The 24,951-nt window shown below is 64.3% G+C and carries 22 protein-coding genes; 11 read left to right on the top strand and 11 right to left on the bottom strand.

All coding sequences use genetic code 11. The features are described 5' to 3' along the window. Window positions 1-12: 12 nt before the first annotated feature. The 3 genes from DMX12_RS22900 (at window position 13) to ptsP (ending at window position 3,368) form a co-directional block, all read left to right on the top strand. Window positions 13-438 carry a DUF2269 domain-containing protein gene (locus tag DMX12_RS22900; protein ID WP_009685080.1) on the top strand — a complete coding sequence of 142 codons (426 nt, stop codon included), beginning with the start codon at window positions 13-15 and terminating at the stop codon, window positions 436-438. A gap of 148 nt (window positions 439-586) precedes the next feature. After that, window positions 587-1,066: an RNA pyrophosphohydrolase gene (locus DMX12_RS22905; protein ID WP_003249017.1), complete on the top strand. Its 480-nt coding sequence runs from the start codon at window positions 587-589 to the stop codon at window positions 1,064-1,066. Window positions 1,067-1,088: 22 nt separating this feature from the next. Further along, the gene (ptsP, locus tag DMX12_RS22910; protein WP_009685081.1) at window positions 1,089-3,368 is read left to right on the top strand and encodes a phosphoenolpyruvate--protein phosphotransferase; all 2,280 of its coding nucleotides are present in this window, start codon (window positions 1,089-1,091) and stop codon (window positions 3,366-3,368) included. A gap of 60 nt (window positions 3,369-3,428) precedes the next feature. Here ptsP and DMX12_RS22915 read toward each other — a convergent pair whose 3' ends face one another. Continuing rightward, a complete protein-coding gene (locus DMX12_RS22915) occupies window positions 3,429-4,175 on the bottom strand; it encodes an NRDE family protein (RefSeq protein WP_054913636.1) in 747 nt (248 codons plus the stop codon). Window positions 4,176-4,304: 129 nt separating this feature from the next. On the opposite strand from DMX12_RS22915, the gene DMX12_RS22920 reads away from it, so the two are divergent. From DMX12_RS22920 to DMX12_RS22930, 3 genes are read left to right on the top strand one after another with little or no spacing between them, the layout of a single operon-like run. Beyond that, window positions 4,305-5,087, top strand: a complete 783-nt coding sequence (locus DMX12_RS22920) for a sulfite exporter TauE/SafE family protein (protein WP_110679524.1) — start codon at window positions 4,305-4,307, stop codon at window positions 5,085-5,087. 16 nt (window positions 5,088-5,103) lie between these two features. Beyond that, window positions 5,104-5,910, top strand: coding sequence for a prolipoprotein diacylglyceryl transferase (gene lgt, locus DMX12_RS22925; protein WP_009685084.1), 807 nt, complete (start codon window positions 5,104-5,106; stop codon window positions 5,908-5,910). 51 nt (window positions 5,911-5,961) lie between these two features. Beyond that, window positions 5,962-6,933 (top strand): thymidylate synthase, encoded by a 972-nt coding sequence (locus DMX12_RS22930; protein ID WP_110679525.1) that lies wholly within the window; start codon window positions 5,962-5,964, stop codon window positions 6,931-6,933. A 191-nt stretch (window positions 6,934-7,124) separates the two neighbouring features. Here the strand turns inward: DMX12_RS22930 and cadR are convergent, their stop codons facing one another. Then, a complete protein-coding gene (gene cadR, locus DMX12_RS22935; protein WP_029887259.1) occupies window positions 7,125-7,568 on the bottom strand; it encodes a cadmium resistance transcriptional regulator CadR in 444 nt (147 codons plus the stop codon). Between the two features lie 82 nt (window positions 7,569-7,650). On the opposite strand from cadR, the gene DMX12_RS22940 reads away from it, so the two are divergent. Continuing rightward, on the top strand, window positions 7,651-9,909 hold the full coding sequence (locus DMX12_RS22940) for a heavy metal translocating P-type ATPase (protein WP_110679526.1): 2,259 nt from the start codon (window positions 7,651-7,653) through the stop codon (window positions 9,907-9,909). A 44-nt stretch (window positions 9,910-9,953) separates the two neighbouring features. Here DMX12_RS22940 and DMX12_RS22945 read toward each other — a convergent pair whose 3' ends face one another. Together DMX12_RS22945 and DMX12_RS22950 are read right to left on the bottom strand one after the other, a co-directional pair. Further along, window positions 9,954-11,318 carry a GTPase/DUF3482 domain-containing protein gene (locus DMX12_RS22945; protein WP_029887257.1) on the bottom strand — a complete coding sequence of 455 codons (1,365 nt, stop codon included), beginning with the start codon at window positions 11,316-11,318 and terminating at the stop codon, window positions 9,954-9,956. Beyond that, window positions 11,311-12,702 carry a DUF2868 domain-containing protein gene (locus DMX12_RS22950; RefSeq protein ID WP_110679527.1) on the bottom strand — a complete coding sequence of 464 codons (1,392 nt, stop codon included), beginning with the start codon at window positions 12,700-12,702 and terminating at the stop codon, window positions 11,311-11,313. Before DMX12_RS22950 ends, DMX12_RS22945 begins: the two co-directional genes overlap by 8 nt. A gap of 54 nt (window positions 12,703-12,756) precedes the next feature. Between DMX12_RS22950 and DMX12_RS22955 the strand changes: the two genes are divergently transcribed. Beyond that, a complete protein-coding gene (locus DMX12_RS22955) occupies window positions 12,757-13,272 on the top strand; it encodes a dihydrofolate reductase (RefSeq protein ID WP_029887255.1) in 516 nt (171 codons plus the stop codon). Window positions 13,273-13,671: 399 nt separating this feature from the next. On the opposite strand, the gene DMX12_RS22960 is transcribed toward DMX12_RS22955, so the two are convergent. Then, the gene (locus DMX12_RS22960; protein ID WP_009683365.1) at window positions 13,672-15,063 is read right to left on the bottom strand and encodes an L-cystine transporter; all 1,392 of its coding nucleotides are present in this window, start codon (window positions 15,061-15,063) and stop codon (window positions 13,672-13,674) included. 244 nt (window positions 15,064-15,307) lie between these two features. On the opposite strand from DMX12_RS22960, the gene DMX12_RS22965 reads away from it, so the two are divergent. After that, window positions 15,308-16,363, top strand: a complete 1,056-nt coding sequence (locus DMX12_RS22965) for a haloacid dehalogenase-like hydrolase (RefSeq protein WP_110679528.1) — start codon at window positions 15,308-15,310, stop codon at window positions 16,361-16,363. Window positions 16,364-16,555: 192 nt separating this feature from the next. On the opposite strand, the gene ilvD is transcribed toward DMX12_RS22965, so the two are convergent. Further along, window positions 16,556-18,397, bottom strand: a complete 1,842-nt coding sequence (gene ilvD, locus DMX12_RS22975; protein WP_009683363.1) for a dihydroxy-acid dehydratase — start codon at window positions 18,395-18,397, stop codon at window positions 16,556-16,558. Between the two features lie 305 nt (window positions 18,398-18,702). After that, entirely contained in the window at window positions 18,703-19,899 is a 1,197-nt protein-coding gene (locus DMX12_RS22980) for a class I SAM-dependent rRNA methyltransferase (RefSeq protein WP_009683362.1), read from the bottom strand. 178 nt (window positions 19,900-20,077) lie between these two features. On the opposite strand from DMX12_RS22980, the gene DMX12_RS22985 reads away from it, so the two are divergent. Both DMX12_RS22985 and mutM read left to right on the top strand, forming a co-directional pair. Then, entirely contained in the window at window positions 20,078-20,896 is an 819-nt protein-coding gene (locus tag DMX12_RS22985; RefSeq protein ID WP_174824199.1) for an HDOD domain-containing protein, read from the top strand. Window positions 20,897-20,899: 3 nt separating this feature from the next. Beyond that, window positions 20,900-21,712 carry a bifunctional DNA-formamidopyrimidine glycosylase/DNA-(apurinic or apyrimidinic site) lyase gene (gene mutM / locus DMX12_RS22990; RefSeq protein ID WP_009683360.1) on the top strand — a complete coding sequence of 271 codons (813 nt, stop codon included), beginning with the start codon at window positions 20,900-20,902 and terminating at the stop codon, window positions 21,710-21,712. Window positions 21,713-21,890: 178 nt separating this feature from the next. Here the strand turns inward: mutM and DMX12_RS22995 are convergent, their stop codons facing one another. The 4 genes from DMX12_RS22995 to DMX12_RS23010 form a co-directional block, all read right to left on the bottom strand. Next, complete coding sequence (locus tag DMX12_RS22995; protein WP_009683359.1) at window positions 21,891-22,142, bottom strand: YfhL family 4Fe-4S dicluster ferredoxin; 252 nt, start codon at window positions 22,140-22,142, stop codon at window positions 21,891-21,893. A gap of 102 nt (window positions 22,143-22,244) precedes the next feature. Then, window positions 22,245-22,730 carry a pantetheine-phosphate adenylyltransferase gene (coaD, locus tag DMX12_RS23000; RefSeq protein WP_009683358.1) on the bottom strand — a complete coding sequence of 162 codons (486 nt, stop codon included), beginning with the start codon at window positions 22,728-22,730 and terminating at the stop codon, window positions 22,245-22,247. Between the two features lie 112 nt (window positions 22,731-22,842). Beyond that, the gene (locus tag DMX12_RS23005) at window positions 22,843-24,441 is read right to left on the bottom strand and encodes a GMC family oxidoreductase (protein WP_110679529.1); all 1,599 of its coding nucleotides are present in this window, start codon (window positions 24,439-24,441) and stop codon (window positions 22,843-22,845) included. 20 nt (window positions 24,442-24,461) lie between these two features. Further along, entirely contained in the window at window positions 24,462-24,947 is a 486-nt protein-coding gene (locus DMX12_RS23010; RefSeq protein ID WP_110679530.1) for a twin-arginine translocation pathway signal protein, read from the bottom strand. Between the last annotated feature and the right edge of the window lie 4 nt (window positions 24,948-24,951).

Below are 24,951 nucleotides of genomic sequence, written 5' to 3' on the forward strand. Positions count from 1 at the left end.
GACAACGCACACATGGAACATCTGACCACCCTGAAAACACTGCACATCATCGCCACTGCACTCCTGCTGCTGGGTGCCCTGGGCCTGGCGGTGTGGACCGTGCGCGCCCGCCGCCAGGGCGATGCGCAGGCCTATGCCAAGCTGCTGCGCCGGCCACTGGTGTTCGTGTGGCTGGTAATGGTGCTGTGCCTGGTAAGCATGCCGTTCACCGGCTGGTGGCTGGTGCACCTGGTCGGTTGGCCGCTGGGGCAGACCTGGGTGCTGGCGTCCAGCGTCATCTATACGCTTGGTGCGTTTGCCGTGTGGTGGCTGCTGGTGCGGCTGAACCGGCTGCGCAAGGCCGAGCCGGTAGGGTTGCGCTTCACCTTGGCGCTGGCGGTGTTCAGTGGCGTCTGCCTGCTCTCCATCGCCGGGCTGATGGGCGCCAAGCCAGTCTGACAAAGCAGCGGCCAACCCTTGCCTGCATCACCTTGCTTTCACCGAACAAGGAGTTTTCACGCCGCGGCACATAAGCGTGGCGGGCGCGTTGCTGCGCTCGCAAGCTTTGTGGAACAATGCGGTGACATGCGTTTGCGAGGTTGCTGCCGTGATCGACCCGGATGGTTTTCGCCCCAATGTCGGGATCATTCTCACGAATGATGCCGGGCAGGTGCTATGGGCTCGACGGATCAACCAGGATGCCTGGCAATTTCCCCAGGGTGGTATCAACCCTGACGAAACGCCGGAAGATGCCCTGTACCGCGAGCTGAACGAAGAAGTTGGCCTTGAACGCGATGATGTGGAAATTCTTGCCTGCACCCGTGGCTGGTTGCGTTATCGTTTACCGCAGCGCCTGGTGCGGACCCACAGCCAGCCGCTGTGCATCGGCCAGAAGCAGAAGTGGTTCCTGCTGCGCCTGGTCAGCAACGAACAACGGGTAAGAATGGACCTCACCGGCAAGCCGGAGTTCGACGGCTGGCGTTGGGTGAGCTATTGGTACCCGCTGGGCCAGGTTGTGACATTCAAGCGCGAGGTATACCGGCGCGCCCTGAAAGAGCTAGCACCGCGTCTTCTGACGCGCGACTGACGACGGAGTTCGACCCCGAGCCATGCTCAATACGCTGCGCAAGATCGTCCAGGAAGTAAACTCCGCCAAAGATCTCAAGTCGGCGTTGGGGATCATTGTCTTGCGCGTCAAGGAGGCCATGGGCAGCCAGGTCTGCTCGGTGTACCTGCTTGACCCGGAAACCAATCGCTTCGTGCTGATGGCCACCGAAGGCCTGAACAAACGCTCCATCGGCAAGGTCAGCATGGCGCCCAACGAAGGCCTGGTCGGCCTGGTCGGTACCCGAGAAGAGCCGCTGAACCTGGAAAACGCCGCCGACCACCCGCGTTACCGCTACTTTGCCGAAACCGGTGAAGAGCGATTCGCCTCGTTCCTGGGTGCACCGATCATTCACCACCGCCGCGTGGTCGGGGTACTGGTCATCCAGCAGAAGGAGCGCCGCCAGTTCGACGAGGGCGAAGAAGCGTTCCTGGTCACCATGAGCGCCCAGCTTGCCGGGGTTATCGCCCACGCCGAGGCCACCGGCTCGATCCGTGGCCTGGGCCGGCAGGGCAAGGGCATCCAGGAAGCGCGTTTCGTTGGCGTGCCTGGCTCGCCAGGCGCTGCCGTAGGGCGTGCCGTGGTCATGTTGCCGCCTGCCGACCTCGAAGTGGTGCCCGACAAGGCCGTCGATGACATCGACGCCGAGCTCAAGCTGTTCGAAAACGCCCTTGAAGGCGTGCGCGAAGACATGCGCAAGCTGTCGGCCAAACTGGCGACGCAACTGCGCCCGGAAGAGCGCGCCCTGTTCGATGTGTACCTGATGATGCTCGAAGACGCAGCGCTGGGCGGCGAGGTGACCGCGGTCATCAAGACCGGCCAGTGGGCCCAGGGCGCCCTGCGCCAGGTGGTCGGCGAGCACGTCAACCGTTTCGAACTGATGGACGACGACTACCTGCGCGAGCGTGCCTCCGACGTGAAGGACCTGGGCCGGCGTTTGCTGGCCTACCTGCAAGAGGCCCGCTCGCAGTCGCTGGTCTACGCCGACAACACCATCCTGGTCAGTGAAGAGCTGACCCCGGCAATGCTCGGCGAAGTGCCGGAAGGCAAGCTGGTCGGCCTGGTGTCGGTACTGGGGTCGGGCAACTCCCACGTTGCCATCCTGGCCCGTGCCATGGGTATCCCCACGGTGATGGGCCTGGTCGACCTGCCGTACTCCAAGGTCGACGGCATCGAGCTGATCGTCGACGGTTACAAGGGCGAGGTGTTCACCAACCCGAGCGAAGTGCTGCGCAAGCAGTACAGCGACGTGGTCGAGGAAGAGCGCCAGTTGGCCCAGGGCCTGGATGCCCTGCGCGAGCTGCCCTGCATCACCCCCGACGGCCACCGCATGCCGTTGTGGGTCAATACCGGCCTGCTGGCCGATGTGGCCCGGGCCCAGCAACGCGGTGCCGAAGGGGTGGGCCTGTACCGCACCGAAGTGCCGTTCATGATCAACCAGCGCTTCCCCAGCGAAAAAGAGCAGCTGGCCATCTACCGTGAGCAGTTGGCGGCCTTCCACCCACTGCCGGTGACCATGCGCACCCTCGACATTGGTGGCGACAAGGCGCTGTCGTATTTCCCGATCAAGGAAGATAACCCGTTCCTTGGCTGGCGCGGCATCCGTGTGACCCTCGACCACCCGGAAATCTTCCTGGTGCAGACCCGCGCCATGCTCAAAGCCAGCGAGGGCCTGAACAACCTGCGCATCCTGCTGCCGATGATTTCCGGTATTCACGAGCTGGAAGAGGCGCTGCACCTGATTCACCGGGCCTGGGGCGAGGTGCGCGACGAAGGCACCGACGTGCCGATGCCGCCGGTTGGCGTCATGGTGGAGATCCCTGCGGCGGTGTACCAGACCAAGGAGTTGGCGCGGCAGGTGGATTTCCTGTCGGTCGGTTCCAACGACCTTACCCAGTACCTGCTGGCCGTGGACCGCAACAACCCACGGGTCGCCGACCTGTACGACTACTTGCACCCGGCGGTGCTGCAGGCGCTGAACACCGTGGTGCGTGATGCCCATGGCGAGGGCAAGCCGGTCAGCATCTGCGGCGAGATGGCGGGTGACCCCGCGGCAGCGATCCTGTTGATGGCGATGGGCTTCGACAGCCTGTCGATGAACGCCACCAACCTGCCCAAGGTGAAGTGGATGCTGCGCCAGGTGAACATGGGCAAGGCCAAGGAGCTGCTGGTCGAAGCCTTGAGCCACGACAACCCGCAGGTTATCCACAGCTCGTTGCAGCTGGCGCTGAAAAACCTGGGGCTGGCGCGGATGATCGGGCCTGGGGCCAATAAAACCCTGTAAGGGGGGGGGCCTGTTCGGGCCTCTTCGCGGGCACGCCCGCTCCCCCCACGAAGGCGCTGTTCAGACCGACAGCTCAACTTCCCCCAGGTGTCCACCAAACGGCCCGAAACTGCGCTCGATCAGGCGCCTTCTGCCCTGATCATCCACAATCAGCACAGTACTCGCGCGTGTCCCATAACTCTGGCTGGCAATAAACACACTCGACAGCAGCTTCTCGGTCGCCATGCCCACGCCTGTGTCCGGTAGCTCACCGTCAGTTGCAGGCTCGCCATCGGCCAGCAGCGCCAGCAACTGTGGCGGCTCCGGCCTTTCCAGCAAGCTCTGCAGCCCGCTTCGGGCCTTTACCAGTTTCGGCCATGGGGTATCCAGCCCGGCATTGGACAGCCCGTACACCCCGGCTTCCAGCAGGCGCGGCGCCACGTCTGGGCCATGCAGGTAACCCAGCTGGCGCCCATCACCCACCAGCAGGTTGAACCCCGAATACTGCCCGCTACGGCTGGCTACCTCGTCCAGGTAAGCCTCAACCCCCAGCTCACCCCGTAGATACCCCGCCACCAGCTCGCCGCGCGAGCGGGGCCCCTGCGCCTGCCGCGGGTCACGGATATTGGTCAGCGCTGCAAAGCGCCCCTGTGGGCCCACGCCCAGCCAGGTGCCACCGGCCTCCAGGTCCCGCCCGGCATGCACCCCGGGCGCATCCTCCCAGGCCGCCAGGGCCTGGGCAGGGCGGGCGTAGAATTCGTCGCGGTTGGCCGCGACGATCAGCGGCAGGGCGTGCCCCGGCCGCCAGGCGAATACGATCAGGCACATCGGTCAGGCCTCTGTGTTTTCTGCCACTGTACCCACAGCTGCGGGCAGGATCCATCCTGACACAGACTTCACTAGAGCCTCGAACCCGGCTTCCGTTAACATGCCGGATTGATTTCTCGGGGATGCCGAATGGAATTCGTGCTCTATCTGCTGTTGGGCGCCTGTGCCGGCGTGCTGGCGGGGCTGTTCGGCGTGGGCGGCGGCATCATCATCGTGCCGGTGCTGGTGTTCAGCTTCACCCTGCAGGGTTTCGACGCCTCGGTACTGACCCACCTGGCGGTGGGTACGTCGTTGGCGACCATCGTGTTCACCTCGATCAACGCCGTGCTCGAACACCACCGCAAGGGCGCGGTGCAATGGCCGATATTCGCCTGGATGACCCTGGGCATCCTCCTGGGGGCCGGTATCGGCGCCAAGACCGCCTCGCTGATCCAGGGCCCGCTCCTGCAGAAGATCATTGGTGTCTTCGCCCTGGTCATCGCCGCGCAAATGGCCCTGGACCTCAAGCCCAAGGCCAGCCATGGTGTGCCTGGCAAGCCTGTGCTGGTCGGCGCGGGTGGGGTGATCGGTTGGGCCTCGGCCATTTTCGGCATTGGGGGTGGCTCGCTGACCGTGCCTTTCCTGACCTCGCGCAGCCTGCCCATGCAACAGGCAGTGGCCACATCTTCTGCCTGCGGCCTGCCGATCGCCATGGCCAGTGCCTTGAGCTTCATGCTGCTAGGTTGGCATGAGCAGCACTTGCCGCCCCACAGCCTGGGTTACGTGTACCTGCCGGCGCTGGTCGGCATTGCCGTGACCAGCATGTTTTTCGCCCGCTTTGGCGCGCGCCTGGCGCACAAGCTGTCGCCGCGCCTGTTGAAACGCCTGTTCGCAGCCCTGCTGTTCTGTGTTGGCCTCAGCTTTTTGATTTGAATCGAGAGGAAGTTCCATGCTGCCTTACCCGCAGATAGACCCCGTGGCCGTGGCCATTGGCCCGCTGAAAATTCACTGGTACGGCCTGATGTACCTGATCGGCATCGGTGGCGCCTGGTTGCTGGCCTCGCGTCGGCTGAACCGTTTCGACCCGACATGGACCCGTGAAAAGCTCTCCGACCTGGTGTTCTGGCTGTCGATGGGGGTAATCGTCGGTGGCCGCCTGGGCTACGTGCTGTTCTATGACCTGCACGCCTACCTGGCCAACCCGACCTTGATCTTCGAGGTGTGGAAGGGTGGCATGTCGTTCCACGGCGGCTTCATTGGGGTGATGCTGGCAGCCCTGTGGTTCGGCAAGCGCAACAACAAGTCGTTCTTCGAGCTGATGGACTTTGTCGCGCCGCTGGTGCCGATCGGCCTGGGCGCCGGGCGTATCGGCAACTTCATCAACGCCGAATTGTGGGGCAAGCCGACCGACGTGCCGTGGGCGATGATCTTCCCGCCCTTCAGCGACCCCGCGCAACTGCCGCGCCACCCGTCGCAGCTCTATCAATTTGCGCTGGAAGGCGTGGCTCTGTTCGTGATCCTCTGGCTGTTTTCGCGCAAGCCGCGGCCGACCATGGCCGTGTCCGGCATGTTCGCGCTGTTCTATGGCATTTTCCGTTTCATCGTCGAGTTCGTTCGCGTACCGGACGCCCAGCTGGGCTATCTGGCGTGGGGCTGGCTGACCATGGGTCAGATTCTCTGCGTGCCGATGATCCTCGCTGGCCTCGGCCTGATCTGGTGGGCTTATAATCGCAAGCCCACGGCGAATCCCGCCTGATTAATCCCACGGCAGGGGCGATCCCCCTGCCGTATCTGCTACAGGTAAGCCATGAAACAGTATCTGGACCTGGTCCGCGACGTTATCGAAAACGGCACGCTGCAGGGCAACCGCACCGGCATCCGCACCATCAGCCTGCCGGGTGCGATGCTGCGTTTCGACCTGCAGAAGGGCTTCCCGGCCATTACCACGCGCAAGCTGGCGTTCAAGTCGGCGATCGGCGAGATGGTCGGCTTTCTGCGTGGCGTGAAGAACGCCGGTGAGTTCCGCGAGCTGGGCTGCAAGGTGTGGGACCAGAATGCCAACGAAAACGCCCAGTGGTTGGCCAACCCGTTCCGCCAGGGCCATGATGACCTGGGTGAAATCTATGGCGTGCAATGGCGCCAGTGGCCTGGCTACAAGCGCATCCCGCTGTGCAACCCCGCCGCTATCGCCATGGCCGAGCAGGCGGGCTTCCGCCGTATTGCCCAGGACGAGGAAGACGGTGTCGCCTTCGTCATCCTGTACAAGGCTATCGATCAGGTGCGCCAGTGCCTGGACACCATCGCCAACGACCCGGGCAGCCGGCGCATCCTGTTCCACGGCTGGAACTGCGCGCAGCTCGACGAGATGGCGCTGCCGCCGTGCCACCTGCTGTACCAGTTCCATCCGAATGTCGAGACCAGGGAAATTTCCCTGACGCTTTACATCCGTTCCAACGACCTGGGCCTGGGGACACCGTTCAACCTTACCGAAGGTGCGGCGCTGCTGGCCCTGTTCGGCCGCCTGACCGGGTACACCCCGCGCTGGTTCACCTACTTCATCGGCGATGCCCACGTGTATGAAAACCACCTGGACATGCTCAACGAGCAGCTCAAGCGCGAGCCGCTGGAAGCGCCGAAGCTGGTGATCAGTGACCGGGTGCCGGCGTTTGCCGAAACGGGCAAGTACGAACCCGAGTGGCTGGAGAAGATCGAGCCGAGTGATTTCTGGCTGGAAGGCTATGAGCATCATGCGCCGATGACAGCGCCGATGGCGGTGTAGGTCCTGGGATGGCCGGGGGCGCTTTGCGCCCCTTTCGCGACACAAGGCTGCTCCTACATCTGCAGCGTGAGCTTGAAGCCAGCACCCTAACCTGTGGGAGCGGGCGCGCCCGCGAAGCAGGCGACGCGGTGGCTGGCACCGGCTTTGCCGGTGTTCGCGGCTCAAGCCGCTCCCACGGGAGATCGTGTTCCTCAATGCCCGTGGCTGCGGCCCACGTGCGAATGCTCGGTTTCCGGCACCGTTACCGCACCATTCGTCTCCAGTTGCTGCAAGATCGCGCATTCTGCCCCCTGTGCGCTGCAGCGCCGGCGCAGTTCTATCAACTGCGCCTGCAACGCTACCAGCCCGTCGATGCGCGCCTGCACATGCTCGATATGCTCGTCGATCAGCGCGTTGACGCTGCCGCACGCGTCAGCCGGGCTGTCGCGCAGGCTTAGCAGGCTGCGGATTTCATCGAGGGTCATGTCCAGCGTGCGGCAATTGCGAATGAACGTCAGCCGCTCGACATGCGCCTGGGTGTAGAGGCGGTAGTTGCCGTCGCTGCGCGCAGGTGCGGGCAGCAGGTTTTCCCGCTCGTAGTAGCGGATGGTTTCCACCGCGCAGTCAGTGGCTTTGGCCAGTTCACCGATCTTCATTACCAAATTCCCCGCTAATGGCTTGACCCTATAGTGGCTACAGGGTGTTCACTTGGCAACAGGCTCACTTTAAGGACCCCCCATGAACCAGCCTGTCAGCCACGAACACAAGCACGGTCACCACCACGATCATGCCCATGGCGAAGACGACCATGGCCATGCTGCCCATGGGCACAGCTGCTGCAGTACCGAAGCTGCGCCGGCGCTGGTGCAGTTGAGCGAGCAGGCCAGTGGCCACGCGCGCCTCAGCCGCTTCCGCATCGATGCCATGGACTGCCCCACCGAGCAGACCTTGATCCAGGACAAGCTCGGCAAGCTGGCTGGCGTCGAGCAATTGGAATTCAACCTGATCAACCGCGTGCTTGGCGTGCGCCACACCCTGGGTGGTACCGCCGAAATCGAGCGGGCTATCGACAGCCTGGGCATGAAAGCCGAGCCGCTGGGCGCCGAAGACGACGGCAGCGCCAGCGCATCGGTACCGGCGAAAAACCGTTGGTGGCCGCTGGCGTTGGCGGGTACTGCGGCAATCGCCGCGGAAATCGTGCACTTCTCTGCGCTTGCGCCGGAGTGGGTGGTGGCCGCGCTGGCACTCGCAGCCATACTCGGCTGCGGTCTGGGCACCTACAAAAAGGGCTGGATCGCCCTGAAAAACCGCAACCTCAACATCAACGCCCTGATGAGCATCGCCGTCACGGGTGCGGTGTTGATCGGGCAGTGGCCAGAAGCAGCCATGGTGATGGTGCTGTTCACCATCGCCGAGCTGATCGAAGCCCGCTCGCTGGACCGTGCGCGCAATGCCATCAGCGGCCTGATGCAACTGACGCCGGACATGGCGACGGTGCAGCAAGCCGATGGCCAGTGGCGTGAAGTGCCAGTGCGTGAGGTAGCCATCGGTGCACAGGTGCGGGTGCGCCCTGGCGAGCGCATTGGCCTGGACGGTGAAGTGACCAGTGGGCAATCCAGCGTCGATCAAGCGCCGATCACCGGCGAAAGCCTGCCCGTGGAAAAGGCGGTCGGCGACAAGTTGTTTGCCGGCACCATCAACCAGGCAGGGGCGCTGGAGTTTCGCGTGACCGCTGCTGCCGGGCAGTCGACCCTGGCCCGGATCATCAAGGCTGTGGAGCAGGCGCAAGGGGCACGGGCGCCGACCCAGCGCTTCGTCGACCGCTTCTCGCGCATCTACACGCCGATGGTGTTCGCCATCGCCTTGGCCGTGGCGGTGGTGCCGCCGCTGTTCATGGCCGGTGCCTGGTTCGACTGGGTGTACCGCGCCTTGGTGCTGCTGGTGGTGGCGTGCCCGTGCGCCCTGGTGATCTCCACCCCGGTGACCATCGTCAGCGGCCTGGCCGCCGCTGCGCGCAAGGGTATTCTGGTCAAGGGGGGCATCTACCTGGAAGGCGGCCGCCACCTGGACTTCCTGGCCCTGGACAAGACCGGCACCATCACCCATGGCAAACCTGCCCAGACCGACGCCGAAGTGCTGGCGCCGCTGTTCGAAGGCCGCGCCCAGGCCTTGGCCGCCAGCTTGGGCGAGCGTTCGGACCACCCGGTGTCGCGAGCCATCGCCCAGTTCGGCAGGCAGCAAGGCCTGGCCTTGAGCGAGGTAGACGACTTTGCCGCCCTGGCCGGGCGGGGCGTGCGTGGCACCATCGACGGCCAGGTCTACCACTTGGGCAATCACCGCCTGGTCGAGGAACTGGGGCTGTGTTCGCCCGAGTTGGAGGCCCGCCTGGATGGGCTGGAGCGCCAGGGCAAGACCGTGGTCCTGCTACTCGACCCCAGCGGCCCGCTGGCGCTGTTTGCAGTGGCCGACACGGTCAAGGAAAGCAGCCGTCAGGCGATTGCCGAACTGCATGAGCTGGGCATCAAGACGGTGATGCTGACCGGTGACAACCCGCACACCGCCCAGGCCATTGCCGCCGTGGTAGGCATCGACCGCGCCGAGGGCAACCTGCTGCCGGCCGACAAACTGCAAAGCATTGAAGCCTTGTACGCCCAGGGCCACCGGGTGGGTATGGTCGGTGACGGCATCAACGATGCGCCGGCACTGGCCCGTGCCGAGATCGGTTTCGCCATGGCCGCGGCCGGCACCGATACCGCCATCGAAACCGCCGATGTGGCGCTGATGGACGATGACTTGCGGAAAATCCCGGCCTTCGTTCGGTTGTCGCGGCAAAGCGGGGCGATCCTGCTGCAGAACATCGTTCTGGCGCTGGGCATCAAGGCCATATTCCTGGCGATCACCTTTGCCGGCATGGCCACCATGTGGATGGCGGTATTTGCCGACATGGGCGTGAGCCTGCTGGTGGTGTTCAACGGTTTGCGCCTGCTGCGCAAATAAAGGCTTGCCTGGTGCGTATGGGGCGGTTCAGGCTCGCCGCCCGTTCAAAACTGAGACACCAGCGCCTCCAGCTGTTCCTGGCGCTCGGCCTGGTTCAGCTTCGCCCCCGGGTTCAGGGTGGACCACTGTGGATGCGCCCGCGCCCTGACCAGTGCCTCTGGCAGCTTGCCCTCACGCCAGGCCTTTTCATCCAGCTCACCCAGCCTGATGCTGTCCTGCGCTGCATGCCCGCGGCTGTCCAGGGCCACCATCAACTGCTGCTGACGCAAGGCCAGCAAGCGCAACACCGTATCGTCCACGGTCAACTCGCGCTTGCCCTTGAGTTTGCCCAGCAAGCGCGCGCCATAGTTGCGCGCCGTCTGCAACGCACCGCCGGCCAGCGCCCCGGCCAGTGCCGCTGCCCCCAGGGTAAGCCCGCCAACCAGCAAGTCGACCCCGGCACCTGCCGCTGCGCCGGCGGCTACGCCGCTGCCCAGGCGTACGCCCAGCAGCTTCAAGGTTTCGGGGTTGAACAGGTCATCGCCCCAGCGCCCATCCAGCAGCGGCAGGTCGCTGGCGTGGGCATCGTCGCGGCGGAAGGCATACAGCTTGAGCAGGGCTTCGACACACCGTTGCTCACGCTGACGAATATCCTGGCGCAGCGCTTCGATGGCCCGGGCTTCGGCCGCCGGTTCGGCATCGACGCTGCGCCGGCAGGCAGCGCAGTCCAGCAGCAGTTCGGCAATCAGGCGCTTGCCGCTGTGCTGGCGGGCCAGGCGTTGGGCCTGCTGGTCGTCGATCAGCCGTTGCAAGGCCGGGCGGGCGCTTTCCAGCAGCAGGGCCAGGCTTTCGTACAGGCGGCGTTCGCCGTCCTCGGGTGGGGCTACGCTGTCGAACCGTACCAACGCGTGAAGGCCAAGCCGGGCAAGGGCTTCGCGCCATTGCGCCTCGCGGTGCTGGTGGCTGGCGACAAAGTTGAGCACCGGCAACAGCGGCTTGCCGCAACTGGCCAGCACCTCCAGTTCGTCGCGGTACTTGGCCAGCACTGGCTCGCGGGCATCGATCACATACAAGCCGGCGTCGCTGGCCAGCAACTGGCGCAGCACCTTGGCCTCCTGCTCGAAACGCTGGCGCGCTTCGCTGCCTTGCAGGAACCGCTCGAGGCGGGCAGGGCCGTCCAGGCGCTCGCCCGGGCGCTCCAGCCGCTCCAGGTAGTCGAGCAAAGCGATGGCGTCCTCCAGCCCTGGCGTGTCGTAAAGCTCCAGTAACGGTTCGCCGTCCACCGACAGCCGCGCGCCTTCGACATGGCGAGTGGTGCTGGGGCGGTGGGACACCTCGCCGAAGCCCACGTCGCGGGTCAGGGTGCGCAGCAGCGAGGTCTTGCCAACGTTGGTGTGGCCGACCACGGCCAATTTCAGCGGCTCAGTCATGGCCATGCTCCAGCCAGGTCAGCGGTGAGGTGTCGGCATAGGGCAGGCCCAGCCGCTCAAGGGCTTCATGCCAGTCGCCCAGGCGCCGAGCGTCCAGCGCCTGGCCGGGTGCCGCCTGCAGCAGCCAGACCCTTGTGGCGCCAGCATTGCGTGCCAGGTCGGCGAGCAGCGCCAGGCTGCCGCGGTCGGGCGAGCGGCGCGGGTCACAGGCGATGGCCAAGCGTGCCGGCGGAAAGCGGCTGAGTTGCTCGAGCAGGCGGTTGCGCGACTCGCGGCTGTCGAGCACGCCGGCATCGGTCACGCTTGGGGGCAGGCGGGGTGGCCAGGGCTGCTGGTCGTCCAGTTCCAGGCCCACCAGCAGGGCGCCGCTGCTGGCGCTTTGCAACTGCTCGGCGGCGAACCCTGGCAACGCCTCGGGGGCCGCGTCCTGCACGCCGATGCGCTCGCTGCGCGGCATCAGCGCTTCGCGCAGTTGGGCGTAACCCGGCAGGCTCAGGTCCAGGGTCAGGCGCTGGCGGCCTTGGCGCCAGCGCCACAGGCACAACCCGGCCAGCAGCACGCGGGGCAACAGGCCATATACCAGCACCACGCCGAGCAGCCAGCTGGCCCAGGCCTGGCGCGCCACGTCGAGGGCCGGCTGGCTGTCGCCACTGGCGCGGATCATGGCCTCGTCGGGCATGGCGAAGCCCAGCAGCGAAGGCAGCGCGCCCAGCGCCTGGGTGAGTTGGATGAACGGGTCGGCAGCGAGCAGGGTGGTTTCCCACACGAAGCCATAGCGACGGGTGGCCAGCAGAGCCAGCAGCATGCCCAGCGCGCAGAGCATCGCCAGCAGCCACAGGCTGTGTACCAGCAGGCCCAGCAGCCAGCGGTTGAGGCGCTGGCGCTGCAGCAGTACCAGCAGTGCCGGGCCCAGGTGCGCGGCCTTGGCATCGCGGGCGAAGCGCTCACTCAGCCATAGCCACAAACGGCCCAACCCCGCACCGTGTTCGCCGCTGAGGGCAAAACCAATGGCCCAGCCCAGCAGTGTCAGCAGGTTCAGCCCCAGCAGGCTGCCCAACGCCCAGAAGACGTTGACCGGGCGCTGGCCGTCGCCAAGCGCCGCCAGGGCCAGGCCGGCGCCGCTGAGCACGGCTAGCAGCAGCAGGGCCAGCACCGCCAGGCGTGCGCCCTGCTTCCAGTGGCGCAGGGCCGTGGCCATGCCGTCGCGTTCGGCCAGGAACAGCGCCCGGCTTTCGATGCGCGCCGCCAAGTCGCCGCCGCGCTGGCGCGCATGACGGTTGGCGGCCTGGTCTTCCAGCAGGCCGGCGTGTTCTTCGCGCAGGCGGACCGCTTCGGTCAGCCAGCGTTTGTCCAGTGGAGTCGGTGCGGTCACAAGGTCTTCCATTGCACAGGTCAGGGCAGAAGCATAACCCACACGCCCGGTGCTATCCTCGCTGGCATGAATACATCACTCCCCCTCAGCCTGATCGCGGCTCACGCCGAGAACCGTGTGATCGGCATCGACAACTCCATGCCCTGGCATCTGCCGGGGGACTTCAAGTACTTCAAGGCCACCACCCTGGGCAAGCCGATCATCATGGGGCGCAAGACCTGGGACTCACTGGGCCGGCCGCTGCCCGGGCGGTTGAATATCGTGGTCAGCCGGCAGCCTGGGCTGCAGCTGCAGGGCGCCGAAGTCTTCGGTTCGCTGGAACAGGCGCTGGTGCGGGCCGAACAGTGGGCACGCGAGAAAGGCGTCGATGAGCTGATGCTGATTGGCGGAGCGCAGCTCTATGGGCAGGCGCTGGAGAAAGGGCTGGTCAGCCGGATGTACCTGACGCGGGTGGAATTGGCGCCGGAGGGGGATGCCTGGTTTCCCGAGTTCGACCAGGGGCAGTGGAAGCTGGTGTCGAGCGAGGCACAGGGTGAAGAAGGCAAGCCTGGGTATCACTTCGAGGTTTGGGACAGGGTTTGAGATTTCTGGGGGCCGCTTGGCGGCCCATCGCCGGCAAGCCAGCTCCCACAGGGATTGCATCAGGGCTGACAGGTGGTCGCCACAAGATATGCAGTGCCTGTGAGATCGAGCGCCGCCCGTGCGGCGCATCGCGAGCTACGCTCGCTCCTACGTTTGTTTCGGGCCAGTAACCCCTGTGCCAGGTGCGCGCGACCGCCTTGTTTGTACCGCGCGATATTGAGGCATGCACCAAGGCGTTCGCGCACAAATCCCACAGGCATAATTGGCCCGAAACAAACGTAGGAGCGAGCGCAGCTCGCGATTGCGCCGCGCGGGCGGCGCTCGATCTCACAGGCGCCGCATATCTTGTGGCAAACACCTGTCAGCCCTGATGCAATCCCTGTGGGAGCTGGCAATCTGTCAGGTATGGCTCAGCTCGGCATGTTCATCGTCGGCCAGCACGTCCTTGTCGGTCTCTTTCAGCAACTGGCTGGTGACCACCCCGGCAGTCATCGAGCCATTCACGTTCAACGCTGTACGGCCCATGTCGATCAGCGGCTCGACCGAAATCAGCAACGCCACCAGTTCCACCGGCAAGCCCATGGCCGGCAACACGATCAGCGCGGCGAAGGTGGCGCCGCCGCCCACGCCGGCAACCCCCGCCGAACTCAGCGTGACGATGGCCACCAGGGTGGCGATCCACAGCGGGTCGAAGGTATCGATGCCTACCGCAGGCGCGACCATGACCGCCAGCATGGCGGGGTAGAGCCCCGCACAGCCGTTCTGGCCAATGGTGGTGCCGAACGAGGCGCTGAAGCTGGCAATCGACTGCGGCACGCCCAGACGGCGGGTTTGCGCTTCGATGTTCAGCGGAATGCTGGCTGCGCTGGAGCGGCTGGTGAAGGCGAAGGTGAGCACCGGCCACACCTTGCGGAAGAAACGCAGCGGGCTGACACCCGTAGCCGCGAGGATGATGCCGTGAACCACGAACATCAGTGCCAGGCCCAGGTAGGACACCACCACGAAGCTGCCCAGCTTGAGGATGTCTTCCATGTTCGAACTGGCTACCACCTTGGTCATCAGGGCCAGCACGCCATATGGGGTCAGTTTCATCACCACCCGTACCAGGCGCATGACCCAGGCTTGCAGGGTGTCGATGGCCGACAGCGCACGTGCGCCTTGCTCGGCGTCGTCCTTGATCAGTTGCAGGGCCGCCAGGCCCACGAACACGGCAAAAATCACCACGCTGATGATCGACGTCGGCTTGGCCCGCGCCAGGTCGCCTACCGGGTTGCTGGGAATGAACGACAACAGCAACTGGGGGATATTGAGGTCGGCGACCTTGCCTGCGTAGTCGCTGTGGATGACCTGCATGCGGGCGCTTTCCTGGGCGCCGGCCACCAGGCCCTCGGCGCTGAGGCCGAACAGGTTGGTCAGCACGATGCCGATCAACGCGGCAATGGCCGTGGTCAGCAGCAGGGTGCCGATGCTCAACACGCTGATACGGCCCAGCGACGAGGCGTTGTGCAGGCGCGCGACGGCACTGAGGATCGAGGCGAAGATCAGCGGCATGACGATCATCTGCAACAGGCCCACATAGCCATTGCCGACCAGGTCGAGCCAGGCGATGGTGGCCTTGAGCACCGGGTGACCGGCGCCATACACGGTGTGCAGGGCCAAGCCGAAGAGTACCCCCAGCGCCAGGCCCAGCAAGACCTTCTTGGCCAGGCTCCAGTCGGTGCGGCGGGTTTGTGCCAGGCCCAGCAACAGGGCCAGGAATGCCAGCAGGTTGAGTGACAGCGGCAGGTTCATTGAAGCTCCAGCAGAGAAAGCAAAGGGTGGCATCGGCTCTGTGAGCGATTGCGAACGGAAATGCTAACAGCCTGAAAACAAACGAATTTATACCCAAATGGAATGTGCATAGTCGTTTATGGAATAACGCCATGTCGCAAATTACAATGAACACGGCGTTTACTGCTGCCTGAAGGTCGGTGTGGACTGCCGCCCATCGGCCGGGTTGCACTAGCGTTGGCAGATCATTTCAGGAGATTCGTACATGAAAGTCGCCGTGAAAGCTGCCTCTATCGGCTTGTCCCTGCTGTTCAGTATCGAAACCTTCGCCACCGAGCTCAAGCACTGGCCTGCCGATGCAGCCAGGCAGCTCGACAGCATGATCGCTGCCAATGCCAACAAAGGTAACTATGCGGTGTTCGACATGGACAACACCAGTTACCGCTATGACCTGGAAGAAGCCTTGCTGCCGTTCATGGAAAACAAAGGCTTGCTGAGCCGTGACAAGCTCGACCCGTCGCTGAAGCTGATACCGTTCAAGGACACCGCCGAGCACAAGGAAAGCCTGTTCAGCTACTACTACCGGTTGTGCGAAATCGACGACATGGTGTGCTACCCGTGGGTCGCCCAGGTGTTTTCCGGCTTCACCCTCAAGGAGTTGAAGGTGCAGGTGGACGAACTGATGGCTTCGACCCAGCCGATTCCCAGCACCTATTACGATGGCGACCAGGTGAAGGCGATCGACGTGCAGCCGCCCAAGGTGTTCAAGGGCCAGGCCGAGCTGTACAACAAGCTGATGGAAAACGGCATCGAGGTCTATGTGATTTCTGCCGCCTCTGAAGAGTTGGTGCGCATGGTCGCTTCGGACCCCAAATACGGCTACAACGTGAAGCCGCAGAATGTGATTGGCGTGAGCCTGCTGCTCAAGGACCGCGCCAATGGCCAGTTGACCACCGCGCGCAAGCAGATTAGTGACGGGCACTACGACGCCAAAGCCAACGAAGGGCTGGAACTGACCCCGTACCTGTGGACCCCGGCCACCTGGATGGCGGGCAAGCAGGCGGCGATCCTGACTTACATTGATGAGTGGAAGAAGCCGGTGCTGGTGGGCGGCGACACGCCAACCAGTGATGGCTACATGCAGTTTCATGGGGTAGACGTCGGCAAGGGCGGTATCCACCTGTGGATCAACCGCAAGGCCAAGTACATGGACCAGTTGAACGGCATGATTGCCAAGCAGGCGGCGGCGCAGGCCAAGGAAGGGTTGCCGGTGACGGCGGACAAGAACTGGGTGATCGTGACGCCGGAGCAGATTCAGTAGTTGTTGTGTCGCCTGCGCTGGCCCTATCGCCGGCAAGCCAGCTCCCACAGGAACCCCGCAGTTTTGAAGGCCTGTGTATTTCCTGTGGGAGCTGGCTTGCCGGCGATAGGGCCGGATCAGGCAGCATATAAACAACAGGACATAAAAAACCGGCGCTCAGGGCGCCGGTTCTTCTTTCACACCCAAAGCGCCTTACAGTCCTTCGAGCATCGCCTTGTTACGCACAGCACCCTTGTCGGCACTGGTCGCCAGCAGGGCATAAGCCTTCAGTGCGGTGGTCACCTTGCGCGGGCGGACTTCAGCCGGTTTCCAGCCTTTCTTGTCCTGCTCTACACGGCGCGCAGCCAGCTCTTCATCACTGACCAGCAGGTTGATCGAACGGTTGGGAATGTCGATCAGTACCTTGTCACCGTCGCGCACCAGGCCGATGGCACCGCCTGCAGCAGCCTCCGGCGAGGCGTGGCCGATGGAAAGCCCCGAGGTGCCACCCGAGAAGCGGCCGTCGGTCAGCAGGGCGCAGGCCTTGCCCAGGCCTTTGGACTTCAGGTACGAGGTCGGGTAGAGCATTTCCTGCATGCCCGGGCCGCCTTTCGGGCCTTCGTAGCGGATGATCACGATATCGCCGGCCTTCACTTCGTCGGCGAGGATGCCCCGCACGGCACTGTCCTGGCTTTCGAAGATCTTCGCGGTACCCTCGAACACGTGGATCGACTCGTCGACACCGGCGGTCTTCACCACGCAACCATCGAGCGCGATGTTGCCGTACAGCACGGCCAGGCCGCCTTCTTGCGAATAGGCGTGCTCGAAGCTGCGGATGCAGCCGTTCTCGCGGTCGTCATCCAGGGTTTCCCAGCGGGTCGACTGGCTGAACGCGGTCTGGGTCGGGATCCCGGCTGGGCCGGCCTTGAAGAAGGTGTGCACGGCTTCGTCGTCAGTCTGGGTGATGTCCCATTTGGCGATGGCTTCTTCCATGCTGCGGCTGTGCACGGTCGGCAGGTCGGTGTGCAGCAGGCCGCCACGCGCCAGCGAGCCGAGGATGCTGAAGATGCCGCCAGCGCGGTGCACGTCTTCCATGTGGTACTTCTGAATGTTGGGCGCCACTTTGCACAGCTGCGGCACTTTGCGCGACAGGCGGTCGATGTCGCGCAGGTCGAAGGCCACCTCGCCTTCCTGGGCCGCGGCCAGCAGGTGCAGGATGGTATTGGTCGAGCCGCCCATGGCGATGTCGAGCATCATGGCGTTCTCGAACGCCTTGAAGTTTGCGATGCTGCGTGGCAGTACCGACTCGTCGTTTTCGCCGTAGTAGCGTTTGCACAGTTCGACGATGGTGCGCCCGGCCGTCAGGAACAGCTGCTCGCGGTCCGAGTGGGTGGCCAGGGTCGAGCCGTTGCCCGGCAGGGCCAGGCCCAGGGCTTCGGTCAGGCAGTTCATCGAGTTGGCGGTGAACATGCCGGAGCACGAACCGCAGGTCGGGCAGGCGCTGCGCTCGTACTCGGCGACTTTCTCGTCGGATGCGCTGGAGTCGGCGGCGATGACCATGGCGTCGACCAGGTCCAGGCCGTGGCTGGCCAGCTTGGTCTTGCCGGCTTCCATCGGGCCGCCCGAGACGAAGATCACCGGGATGTTCAGGCGCAGGGCGGCCATCAGCATGCCGGGGGTGATCTTGTCGCAGTTGGAGATGCACACGATGGCATCGGCGCAGTGGGCGTTGACCATGTATTCCACGGCGTCGGCAATGATCTCGCGGCTGGGCAGCGAGTACAGCATGCCGTCGTGGCCCATGGCGATGCCGTCGTCGACCGCGATGGTGTTGAATTCCTTGGCCACGCCACCGGCGCGTTCGATTTCGCGGGCGACCAGCTGGCCCAAGTCCTTCAGGTGCACGTGCCCCGGGACGAACTGGGTGAACGAGTTGGCGATGGCGATGATCGGTTTCTTGAAGTCTTCGTCCTTCATGCCGGTGGCGCGCCACAGGGCACGGGCGCCGGCCATGTTGCGGCCCTGGGTGGAAGTCTTGGAACGATAATCAGGCATGAAACACTCCTGGCGGCTTAATCAGGTCACAAAAAGGGGAGTGAGCTTCTCTTGTCCTTTGTACCGCAGGCCGGTTGCCACTGGCACGGATGAGGCCGAAGACTGCGCGGGATCGCCGCGGGCTTGACCAGAGCTCATAAACCCGCCGGGGATGACTGGCGATGAATAGGCCGATTCTACACCCCTGGCGCGGCGAAGGAATGCTTCAGATACAAGTGGCTAGCTACAAGCTACAAGCTACAAGCTACAAGCTACAAGACAGAGCCGACTTGGCGCGCTTGCCGCTTGCAGCTAGCAGCTTGCCGCTAGCTGTTGGGCAGCAACCGGCAGGTGATGCTCTTGATGTAGCGGGTTTCGGCAATGGCCGGGTGCACCGGGTGGTCGGGGCCCTGGCCGCCGCGCTCGAGCAGCTGCAGGTTGCGGTCCAGGTGGCGGGCGCTGGTCAGCAGAATGTTGTGCAGGTCGTCCTCGGGCAGGTGCATGGAGCACGAGGCGCTGACCAGGATGCCGTCCTTGCTCAGCATGCGCATGGCCTGTTCGTTCAGCCGGCGGTAGGCCGCCTCGCCGTTCTTCAGGTCTTTCTTGCGCTTGATGAACGCGGGTGGGTCGGCAATGATCACGTCGAAGCGTTCTTCGGCAGCCTTCAGTTCGCGCAGGGCTTCGAACACATCGCCTTCGATGCAGGTCAGCTTTTCGCCGATGCCGTTCAGCGCCGCGTTACGTTCCACGCCATCCAGGGCAAAGCCCGAGGCATCGACGCAGAACACTTCGCTGGCGCCGAAAGCACCTGCCTGCACGCCCCAGCCACCGATGTAGCTGAACAGGTCGAGCACACGCTTGCCCTTGACGTACGGCGCCAGGCGCGCACGGTTCATGCGGTGGTCGTAGAACCAGCCGGTCTTCTGGCCTTCACGCACCGGGGCTTCGAACTTGACGCCGTTCTCTTCCAGCGGCACCCAGTCCGGCACCTCGCCGTAGACGGTCTCCACATAGCGCTGCAAGCCTTCGGCGTCACGGGCGGCGGAATCGTTCTTGAACAGGATGCCGCTTGGTTTGAGCACTTGCACCAGGGCAGCGATCACGTCGTCCTTGTGCGCTTCCATGGTGGCCGAGGCCAGCTGAACCACGAGGATGTCGAAGAAGCGGTCGACCACCAGCCCTGGCAGCAGGTCGGAATCGCCATAGACCAGGCGGTAGCACGGCTGGTCGAACAGGCGCTCGCGCAGCGACAGGGCGACATTGAGGCGGTGCACCAGCAGCGACTTGTCCAGCGGCAGCTTGATGTCGCGCGACAGCAGGCGTGCGCAGATCAGGTTGTTCGGGCTAAGTGCGACGATGCCCAACGGTTTGCCGTTGGCCGCCTCGAGAATGGCCTGCTGGCCGGCCTGGAAGCCTTGCAGTGGGGTCGCGCTGACATCGACTTCGTTGCTGTAGACCCACAGGTGGCCGGCGCGCAGGCGGCGGTCGGCATTGGCTTTGAGGCGAAGGCTGGGCAGGGACATGACGTCGCTCCGGGAAAAAAGAGCGGGATTATACCTTGTTGGCCGGCACTTCGGTTCGAGGTACGACAAAGCGCCGGCACGGCCAACTGGGTTAGAATCCACCGTCCTAAACGAGTGTGCACGTATGTCCCAAGAACTCAGCGCCGAACAGATCCAGCAAGCCTTGCAAGGCATCACCATCCCGCCGCAACCGCAGATCATGGTTGACCTGCAGTTCGAGCAGTACATGCCTGACCCGGACCTGGAAACCATCGCCAAGTTGATTTCCCAGGACCCAGGCCTGTCCGGCGCCTTGCTCAAGCTGGTCAATTCGCCGCATTTTGGCCTGTCCAACAAGATCGGTTCGATCCAGCGTGCGGTGAACCTGCTGGGCAGCCGTTCGATCATCAACCTGATCAACGCCCAGTCGATCAAAGGCGAGATGAGCGACGAGACCATCGTTACCCTCAACCGCTTCTGGGATACCGCCCAGGACGTGGCGATGACCTGCCTGACCCTGGCCAAGCGCACCGGTATCCAGCCCGCGGACGAGGCCTACACCCTGGGCCTGTTCCACGACTGTGGCGTGCCGTTGATGCTCAAGCGCTTCCCCAACTACATGGAGGTGCTGGAAGAAGCCTATGCCAAGGCCGGCGGCGAAACGCGGGTGGTGGATACCGAAAACCGCGCCTTCAATACCAACCATTCGGTGGTCGGCTACTTCACCGCCAAGTCCTGGCGCCTGCCGGAGCACCTCACTGCCGCCATCGCCAACCACCACAATGCCCTGGCAGTGTTCCGCGACGACACTGCGCGCAACACCCAGAGCCAGCTCAAAAACCTGCTGGCGGTGCTGAAGATGGCCGAGCATATCTGTGCCTCCTACCGGGTGCTGGGCAACCAGGCAGTCGACCACGAATGGCGTGTGGTCGGCCCGCTGGTGCTCGATTACATTGGCCTGTCGGATTACGATTTCGAAAACCTCAAGCAGAACATTCGTGAGTTGGGCGGGCACTGACACATGCCGGAATTACCCGAAGTAGAAACCACCCGGCGCGGTATTGCGCCGCACCTGGAAGGCCAGCGCGTCAGCCGCGTAGTGGTGCGTGACCGGCGCTTGCGCTGGCCCATTCCCGAAGACCTCGATGTGCGCCTGTCGGGGCAGCGCATCGTCACTGTCGAACGGCGCGCCAAGTACCTGCTGATCAATGCCGAAGTCGGCACCCTGATCAGCCATCTGGGCATGTCGGGCAACTTGCGCCTGGTCGAGCAGGGCTTGCCGGCGGCCAAGCATGAGCATGTCGATATCGAGCTGGAGTCGGGGCTGATGCTGCGCTACACCGACCCTCGCCGTTTTGGTGCCATGCTCTGGAGCCAGGACCCGTTGCGCCACGAGCTGCTATTGCGCCTGGGGCCGGAGCCGCTGACCGACCTGTTCGACGGCGAGCGGCTGTTCCAGCTGTCCCGTGGGCGCTCGATGGCGGTCAAGCCGTTCATCATGGATAACGCAGTGGTGGTGGGGGTGGGCAACATCTACGCCAGCGAGGCGCTATTCGCTGCCGGCATCGATCCACGCCGTGCGGCCGGGGGTATTTCCCGGGCGCGTTACCTGAAGCTGGCGATCGAGATCAAGCGGGTACTGGCGGCGGCGATCGAGCAGGGCGGTACCACCTTGCGCGATTTCATCGGCGGTGACGGGCAGCCGGGGTACTTCCAGCAGACCCTGTTCGTGTACGGGCGGGCTGGGCAGCCGTGCAAGGTATGCGGTACGGAGCTGCGCGAAGTGAAGCTGGGGCAGCGGGCGAGCGTGTTCTGCCCACGCTGCCAGCGCTGAGGCTACAGGTGATTGCCGTCCTGTAGGAGCGGCCTTGTGTCGCGATGGGGTGCGAAGCGCCCCCAAAATTTCAGCGTCTGCGCAGAAACTTCGGCTTTAGCGCGGAAACCGCCGGGGCCGCTGTGCGGCCCATCGCGACGCAAGGCCGCTCCTACAGAAACCGCGCAGGGCTGAGGGTTCAGGCCTTGCCGGTAATACGCCGGTACTTGGCCATCAATTGCTCTTCGGTTTCCGGGTGCGCCTCATCCAGCGGGATGCAATCGACCGGGCAGACCTGCTGGCACTGCGGCTCGTCGTAATGACCCACGCACTGGGTGCACAGGTTGGGGTCGATCACGTAGATCTCTTCGCCTTGGGAGATGGCCTCGTTCGGGCACTCGGGTTCGCAGACGTCGCAATTGATGCAATCGTCGGTAATGATCAGGGACATGGGGACTCCGGCCGGGGCTCAGCGCCCGGGCATGTTCAACGCAATGGGCACAATTGTGCCGCATTCGCGCCCGCAGTGCACGCGGGCGCGACAATCAGGCGGTCAGGCTTGCTTCTTGAAACGCTCGGTCAGTGCCTCGGCCACCGCAGGGTGGACGAATTTGCTGATATCACCGCCCAATGCGGCGATTTCCCGGACCAGGGTCGAGGAAATGAACGAATAGCGCTCTGACGGCGTCAGGAACAGGCTCTCGACATCGGGTGCCAGTTGCCGGTTCATGTTCGCCAACTGGAACTCGTATTCGAAGTCGGAAACCGCACGCAGGCCGCGCAGCAACACATTGGCGCCCTGTTCCTTGGCGAAATGCGCCAGCAGCGAAGAGAAGCCGATGACTTCGACATTGGGCAGGTGCTTGGTGACCTCACGGGCGAGCGCGACACGTTGCTCCAGCGGGAACAGCGGGTTTTTCTTCGGGCTGGCCGCCACTGCGATGATCACGTGGTCGAACAGGCGCGAAGCGCGCTCGACCAGGTCGCCGTGGCCTTTGGTAATGGGGTCGAAAGTACCCGGGTACAACACTCGGTTCATCGCGTCATCCTGGCTGGAGTGCGTTGGGGAGTCGGATGGTAGCGCAGCGACGGCGCCCCGGCCAAGTCATGCGGCCGGCTGATGGCACTATAGACAGGGCGTGTATTCGTTGTCATGCGTTGTGTGCCAGGCGGGTAGCCAACGCTTCGCTGAGCCTGGCGCTGATGGCATACACCGACAGCTGCGGGTTGGCGCCGATGCTGGTGGGGAACAGCGAGCCGTCGTGAACCGACAGGTTTTCCAGCTGGTGATGGCGGCCCAGGCTGTCGCACACCGCCTGGCGCGGGTCTTCGCCCATGGCGCAACCACCCATCACATGGGCGCTGCCCAGGCGCGTACGGAAAGGCTCCAACGGTAGGCGGTCGATCATGGCCAAGGCCTGTTCCAGGCTGGCAGCGGCGCTGGCATCGCTGTGCACTGGGGTTACCTCGGCCGCGCCGGCGGCGAACTGGACCTGCGCCATGCTGCGGTAGGCGCGCCGCAAGCCGTCACGCAGGTAGTCGGTGACCGGGTAATCGAGCACGGGGGAGCCGTCGCCGCGCAGTTCAACGCTGCCGCCCTGGCTTTGCGGGTGAAACCCGTCGCGCAGCAAGGCCAGCATGACATGGGTATTGGGCAGTTCGGCCATGCGCCGGGCATTGTCCTGGCCATGGCCACCCAGCAGGGTGCTGGCCAGGGCCGGGTGCAGCGGCGGTACTTCGAGCTTGTAGCCCACCGGCCCCTCCGTGCCGTGCTGCCACTGGAAATGGTCGCTGTAGATCGACTGCGGCGCGCCGTAGTAGAGGTCGATGCGTTCGTTGAAGCGTGCGGCGCTGAAGTTGACCAGGTGCAGGAAGGTGCGTTTGCCCAGGCGGGCATGAGGGTCGGGGGCATTGGAGCGCAGCAGCAGGGCCGGGCTGTTGATGCCGCCGCCTGCCAGGATGTAATGGCGGGCGTGTACCGTCACTTGCCGACCTGTCGGGTGGATGCCTTGCGTATCCAGGGCCTGGCAGGTCAGGTGTTGGATGCGCTCGCCGTTGTGGCTGAAGCGCTCGGCCCGGGCCAGGTAAAGCAACTCGCCGCCCTGTTCGAGGGTGGCGGGAATGCGCGTCACCAGCATCGATTGCTTGGCATTCACCGGGCAACCCATGCCGCAGTAACCCAGGTTCCAGCAGCCGCGCACGTTGCGCGGGATGACTGCCCAGCGATAACCCAGTTGTTCGCAGCCACGGCGCAGCACGTCGTTGTTGGCATTCGGTGGCATGGCCCAGGGTGTGATACCCAGCTCCAGTTCCATGCGCTCGAACCAAGGGCGCAGCTCATCTTCGCCGAGCCCTTGTACGCCATGGGCCGAGGCCCAGTGCGCCAGGGTCTGCGGCGGGGTGCGAAAACTCGACGTCCAGTTCACCAGCGTGGTGCCGCCTACGGCGCGGCCTTGCAGGATGGTAATGGCGCCATCCTTGCTCATGCGCCCCAGGCCCTCCTGATTGAGGCTGGCATAGGCTTCGTGCTCCAGCAGCTTGAAGTCGCTGCTGGTCTTCAGCGGGCCTTCTTCGATCAGCAAGACCTTGAAGCCCGCGGCGCTGAGCCGCTGTGCGCTGGTGGCGCCGCCGGCACCGCTGCCGATCACGGCGATATCGGCGTGCAGTTGCAGGTCATGTTCCAGGCGTGAGGCGTCGTGGGTGATCCAGCCGCGGTCGAGGCCTTGGCGAAACGGGTCAGGCACAGGCATTGGCGATGCTCTTGTCGTGTTCAGATTTTCGGTGGGCCGGGGTAGCCGCAGGCGGCCCAGGACTCGGGGCGCTCGTAACAGGCCATTTGCAGCAGTTGCAGCAGCGAGGCATGGCCCATGCGCAGCAGGTTCAGCGAGCTGCCCTGCCAGCGCAGCAGGAAAGCCTCGACCTGGGCGGGCGCGGCCTGGGCCCAGGCCACCCAGATGCCGGTCAGTGGGCCGCGGGTCAGCGGCAGGCTGAGCACGTCGAACAATTGCCGGGTAAGTTTGAGCATCTCCGGCGACAGCGCTGCCAGCTTGTAATCGAGGCTGCGCAGTACCAGCGTATCGGTGGCCAGCGTGCCGCTGAGCACCACCGGTATCAGCGCGCGCAGCAGTGGCAGGTCATCGTGGCGCAGCGCCTGAAACCCCGGCGCGGCCGTTTGTGCGCTGCAGCCCACCAGGCTGGCACCGGCCAGGAAGGTGCTCGCGGCAACGCTGAAACGCAGCAGGTCACGACGGTGCATGGCC

Source organism: Pseudomonas sp. MB-090624 (assembly GCF_003205245.1).
Taxonomy (GTDB): domain Bacteria; phylum Pseudomonadota; class Gammaproteobacteria; order Pseudomonadales; family Pseudomonadaceae; genus Aquipseudomonas; species Aquipseudomonas juntendi.